Origin of the sequence: Caballeronia sp., assembly GCF_049581465.1 — a bacterium.
Classification (GTDB): Bacteria; Pseudomonadota; Gammaproteobacteria; order Burkholderiales; family Burkholderiaceae; genus Caballeronia.
The window spans coordinates 1-4,558 of the sequence record NZ_JBAUSA010001399.1; the positions used below are offsets into that span (position 1 = coordinate 1).

The 4,558-nt window shown below is 61.3% G+C and carries 5 protein-coding genes; 1 reads left to right on the plus strand and 4 read right to left on the minus strand.

Going from position 1 to position 4,558, the window contains the following annotated elements:
- From lptA to kdsD, 4 genes are all read right to left on the minus strand, one after another.
- Positions 1-597 (minus strand): lipopolysaccharide transport periplasmic protein LptA (gene lptA / locus WCA53_RS33800; RefSeq protein ID WP_423922408.1); only part of this gene is annotated, 597 nt, incomplete at its 3' end.
- An 89-nt stretch (positions 598-686) separates the two neighbouring features.
- Positions 687-1,274 carry an LPS export ABC transporter periplasmic protein LptC gene (gene lptC / locus WCA53_RS33805; RefSeq protein ID WP_423922411.1) on the minus strand — a complete coding sequence of 196 codons (588 nt, stop codon included), beginning with the start codon at positions 1,272-1,274 and terminating at the stop codon, positions 687-689.
- Between the two features lie 5 nt (positions 1,275-1,279).
- Positions 1,280-1,807, minus strand: a complete 528-nt coding sequence (locus tag WCA53_RS33810; RefSeq protein WP_423922415.1) for a KdsC family phosphatase — start codon at positions 1,805-1,807, stop codon at positions 1,280-1,282.
- Positions 1,807-2,790: an arabinose 5-phosphate isomerase KdsD gene (kdsD, locus tag WCA53_RS33815; protein WP_423922420.1), complete on the minus strand. Its 984-nt coding sequence runs from the start codon at positions 2,788-2,790 to the stop codon at positions 1,807-1,809. Before kdsD ends, WCA53_RS33810 begins: the two co-directional genes overlap by 1 nt.
- A 159-nt stretch (positions 2,791-2,949) precedes the next feature.
- Here kdsD and WCA53_RS33820 point away from each other — a divergent pair.
- A partial coding sequence (locus tag WCA53_RS33820) for a cation:proton antiporter (protein ID WP_423922423.1) occupies positions 2,950-4,558 on the plus strand: 1,609 nt, incomplete at its 3' end.

Here is a 4,558-nt window from a genome sequence, read left to right on the forward strand (position 1 = left end):
CACGCGGCCAGTCGGGTTGCCTGGGCCGGCGACATCCACGCCAGCCTTGGCCGTATAGAAGTCCTTCTGACCGTCGTACGTGATTACGCTGCCGTGCACTTCGTCCTGGATCGTCGTCAGCCCGACCAGGCGGCGCACGACGGCACGCGTGGTCAGCGTCGTGAAATCCTGCTTGCCGTCGTAGTCGATACGCACCGCGTTGCCTTCGATGTATTCGTCGACGCCATCGCGTTTCTGGCGGAAATACGACAGGTTGCCGCCGGTGGAAGTGCCGGTCGCGTACTGATAACCCTGCGGGTCCTGCGTGACATCCACACGGTCGGCCTTGATGATGATCGTGCCCTTGGTCGCAACCACGTGGCCCGTGAAAATGTTCACTTGCTTGAGGTCGTCGTAGGACATGTTGTCCGCTTCAATGTTCAGCGGCTTGTCGTTGTCGGCGCGCTCTGCGTGCGCGGCCGGGGCAAAAGCCGCCAGCGACAGCGCCACACATGCCGCCGCCATCCCGAATTGCGCGACACGGTTGGCGCGGCGCAAAAATGCCGCCCGCGCTTGGTGCAGGCAGCCGGATTCGGGTCGGAGAAACGGTTCGTTCATGCAGTCACACTAAGATGGGGTAAGGACAATCCAGCGCGATTCGTCGGAACTGCGGAAACTGCCGGAATTGCGGGCTTTATAACGCGGAGCTAGTGGGTGTCCGAGGCGGCAATCGCGCCGCGCACCTGGCCGTAGAGCTTCATCACCCGGGTCACGTTGTTGTAGTTCATGCCGTTGGCTGTCATCACGGACAGACCGCGCTGAAGTTTAACCGGCTTTTCCGTTTCGATGACATCGTCGTTGACCAGGATGCGAAAGTGCTCGGAATCCGCCTGCATCTGCGGGTCGCCGAAGCCGGCCACGCGCAGGATGCGGGCGTTATCGTACAAGTCGACGATCGATACATCGCCATTCACCGTGCCACGCTCCGACGTCGACGTCACCGTCGGCTTGAGCGGCTGGAACATACGCATGGCCGGCTTGATCAGGTCGCTGTTTTCGTCGTCCTCGTAATGCACCATCGAGATCGCCGTCAGCCGGTATTGCGTCGTGCCCGTGGCGTCGAGTTCGGAGACCGAGAAGTTATCGGCGAAATAATCCGGCGCGTGCTCTTTCGGGCGCTCGGGCGTCTGCTTGGGCGGCAGCGTGGCTTGCAACAGCCAGTACGTGATGCCCGCGAGCGCGGCCATTGCCACCAATGGCAACAGGGATGTCAGTTTTTTGGTGGGACGGATCATTGCGTTCAGGCTCCGGTGGCCGCAGCCAGCAGGCCGTCATACTTGTCTTGTGCGCGCAGGATGGCGTCGCAAACTTCACGGACCGCGCCTGCGCCGCCGCGCGTCCCGGCCACGAAGTGCACACGTTGGAGCACTTCAGCGTGCGCGTTCGCAGGTGCGGCAGCGAAGCCGCACAATCGCATCACGGCGAGGTCGGGCCAGTCGTCGCCCATGTAGCCGCATTCGTGGGCCGCGATGCCCGTGGTTTGCAGCAATTGCGCAAACGCGATGGTTTTATCGGCAACGCCCTGATGCAAGTGCGTAATGCCGAGTTCGCGGGCGCGCGCCGCGACGATTCCGGACTTGCGGCCCGTGATGATCGCGGTCTGCACGCCCACCGATTGCAACATTTTCACGCCGTGACCATCGAGGGAGTTGAACGACTTCATTGCGTCCCCCTCGGCCGTGAAGAAAAGGCTGCCGTCCGTAAACACGCCGTCGATGTCGAAAATCATCAACTTGACCAGGCTCGCGGGTACCAGGACTGCCGCCATCAAATCACCTTCTTGGAAAAGAGGTCGTGCATGTTCAGGGCGCCGATCAAGATGGCGTTTTCATCGACAACCAGCATTTGGTTGATCCGGTAACGCTCCATCAGTTCCACCGCTTCCACGGCCAGATGGTCCGGCCCGATCGTGCGCGGATTACGAGTCATTACATCCAACAGCGGAAGCGAGCGAAAATCGCCGTCGCGCTGAAGAATCCTGCGCAGGTCGCCGTCGGTGAAAATGCCTTCTACATGCCGCTTTTCGTTGACCACGGCCGTCATGCCCATGCGTTTGGCGGTGATTTGGAAGAGGGCGTCGGAGACGCTTGCGTCCATTGAAACGATCGGCACTTCTTCGCCCACGCGCATCACGTCGCGTACATAGGTCAACAGGCGCCGGCCGAGCGCGCCGCCCGGATGTGAGCGGGCGAAATCGTCGGGGCCAAAGCCGCGGGCGTCGAGAACGGCGACCGCGAGCGCGTCGGAGAGAGCGAGAACGGCGGTGGTGCTGGCCGTCGGCGACAGGTTCATCGGACACGCTTCCTTGTCGACGTGGGCATTCAAGTGCACGTCGGCGAGCTTGGCGAGACTTGATTCGGGGTTGCCGGTGATGGCGATCAGTTTGGAACCCAGTCGCTTGATGATCGGCAGGATCGCGACGAGTTCTTCAGTTTCGCCTGAATTCGATAACGCGATGAACACATCTTCGGCGGTTACCATGCCAAGATCGCCGTGGCTTGCTTCGGCCGGATGCACAAAGAAACCGGGCGTGCCGGTGCTTGCAAGTGTGGCCGCAAATTTGCGCGCGATATGTCCGGATTTGCCGATCCCGGAGACCACCACGCGGCCTTTACACCCCAGCAGGAATCCGACGGCGCCGGGGAAGTTGTCGTCGAGGTGGGCGGACACGCCGCGTACGGCGTCGGCTTCGATTTCGAGCACTGTGCGAGCCAGTGCGAGCGCCCTGTCGCCATTGATTTTCGCTATCATGCGCGGAGTATATCAAAGGCGTCTTTGCGCCGCGCCGCACCCCGGGCGGCTTCGCGTCGTTCATCTGCCGCCCTGGCCGCGTGTTTTGCCGCGCGCTTTTGCCCAGCCTGCGGCATCGAAACAAACCAGCTAACGCCGACCAACGAGGACGCAAGACGGATGACATCCCCGCTCGAATTGACTCTGCTTTTGCTGCTGTGTTCAGTGGTAGGGGTCGTCGTGTTCCGTTTTTTCAACCTGCCGCCGATGCTGGGCTATCTGGCGGTGGGGATTGTCGTGGGACCGCATGCCGCAGGGATCGCGGGGGACACCGACCGCGCGCAGCATCTGGCCGAGTTCGGCGTCGTGTTCCTGATGTTTTCCATTGGGCTGGAGTTTTCGTTATCGAAATTGCGTTCAATGCGACGCATCGTGTTCGGGCTTGGCGCCAGTCAGGTCGTCGGGACGATTTTGATTGCGCTGCTGGTCGGCTGGATCGCGAACTTCTGGATTGGCATGGCGTGGGAAGCGAGCATCGCGCTCGGCGGCGCGTTGTCGATGTCGTCCACCGCGATCGTTTCGAAAATGCTGGCCGAACGGCTCGAACTGGAATCCGAGCACGGTCGCAATATCTTCGGCGTGCTGCTGTTCCAGGACTTGGCTGTGGTGCCCTTGCTGATCATCATCGCGGCATTCGGCAATGGAAATTCCTCGCAACTGGCGTTCTGGCTCGCGGTCGCGGCCGCGAAAATCGTGGTCGCGTTGACGCTGTTGCTGTTTATCGGCCAGAAGTTCATGACGCGCTGGTTCAACCTCGTCGCGCGCCGGCGTTCGCAAGAACTGTTCATGCTGAACCTGTTGCTGGTGACGCTGGGCGCGGCTTTCATCACCGATAAATTTGGCCTCTCGCTTGCGCTCGGCGCGTTTATCGCGGGCATGTTGATCGCGGAAACGCCGTATCGGCATCAGGTGGAGGAAGACATCAAGCCGTTCCGCGACGTGCTGCTCGGCCTGTTTTTCGTCACCACCGGGATGTTGCTGAATCCGCGCGTGATCTGGGAGCATCCCTTTCTCGTGGCGGGATTTTTCTTCCTGCCGATTCTACTGAAAGCCGTGATGATCACCGGCCTCGCGCGGCTGTTCGGCTCGCCGCCCGGCGTCGCGATGCGTACCGGCCTGAACCTCGCGCAAGCCGGCGAGTTCGGTTTCGTGCTGCTGAACCTGATCCTCGATAAACATCTCGTCGAGCCGGTCTTGCTGCAAGCCATCCTCTCGTCAATGCTGCTGTCAATGCTCGCCGCACCCTTCATCATCCAGAACGCGGACAGGATCGTGCTGCGGCTGTCATCGACAGAATGGCTGATGCAGTCGTTGCAAATGACACGGATCGCCACGCAAAGCCTGAAGCAGAGCGGGCACGTCATCATTTGCGGATACGGCCGCGCCGGGCAGAATCTGGCGCGCATGCTGGAACATGAAGGCTTGTCGTATGTGGCGCTCGATCTGGACCCCGACCGTGTTTCAGCGGCGGCGGCGGCGGGCGAAAGCGTGGTTTACGGTGACGCCGGCCGGCGTGAGGCGCTGGTTGCAGCCGGTTTGCATCGTGCAGCCACGGTCGCGATCACGTTCGCCAACACCCCGTCCGCGCTGCGGGTGCTGCACAGCATCCATGAACTTGAACCCACGTTGCCGACCATCGTGCGTACCGTCGATGACGCCGATCTCGAAAAGCTGATCGCATCGGGCGCGACCGAGGTGATTCCGGAAATCGTGGAAGGCAGCTTGATGC

Excerpts from the sequence above, each read along its gene's own strand:
- lptC (WP_423922411.1), bottom strand. The coding sequence starts at position 1,274 with ATGATCCGTCCCACCAAAAAACTGACATCCCTGTTGCCATTGGTGGCA.
- WCA53_RS33810 (WP_423922415.1), bottom strand. The coding sequence starts at position 1,807 with ATGGCGGCAGTCCTGGTACCCGCGAGCCTGGTCAAGTTGATGATTTTC.
- kdsD (WP_423922420.1), bottom strand. The coding sequence starts at position 2,790 with ATGATAGCGAAAATCAATGGCGACAGGGCGCTCGCACTGGCTCGCACA.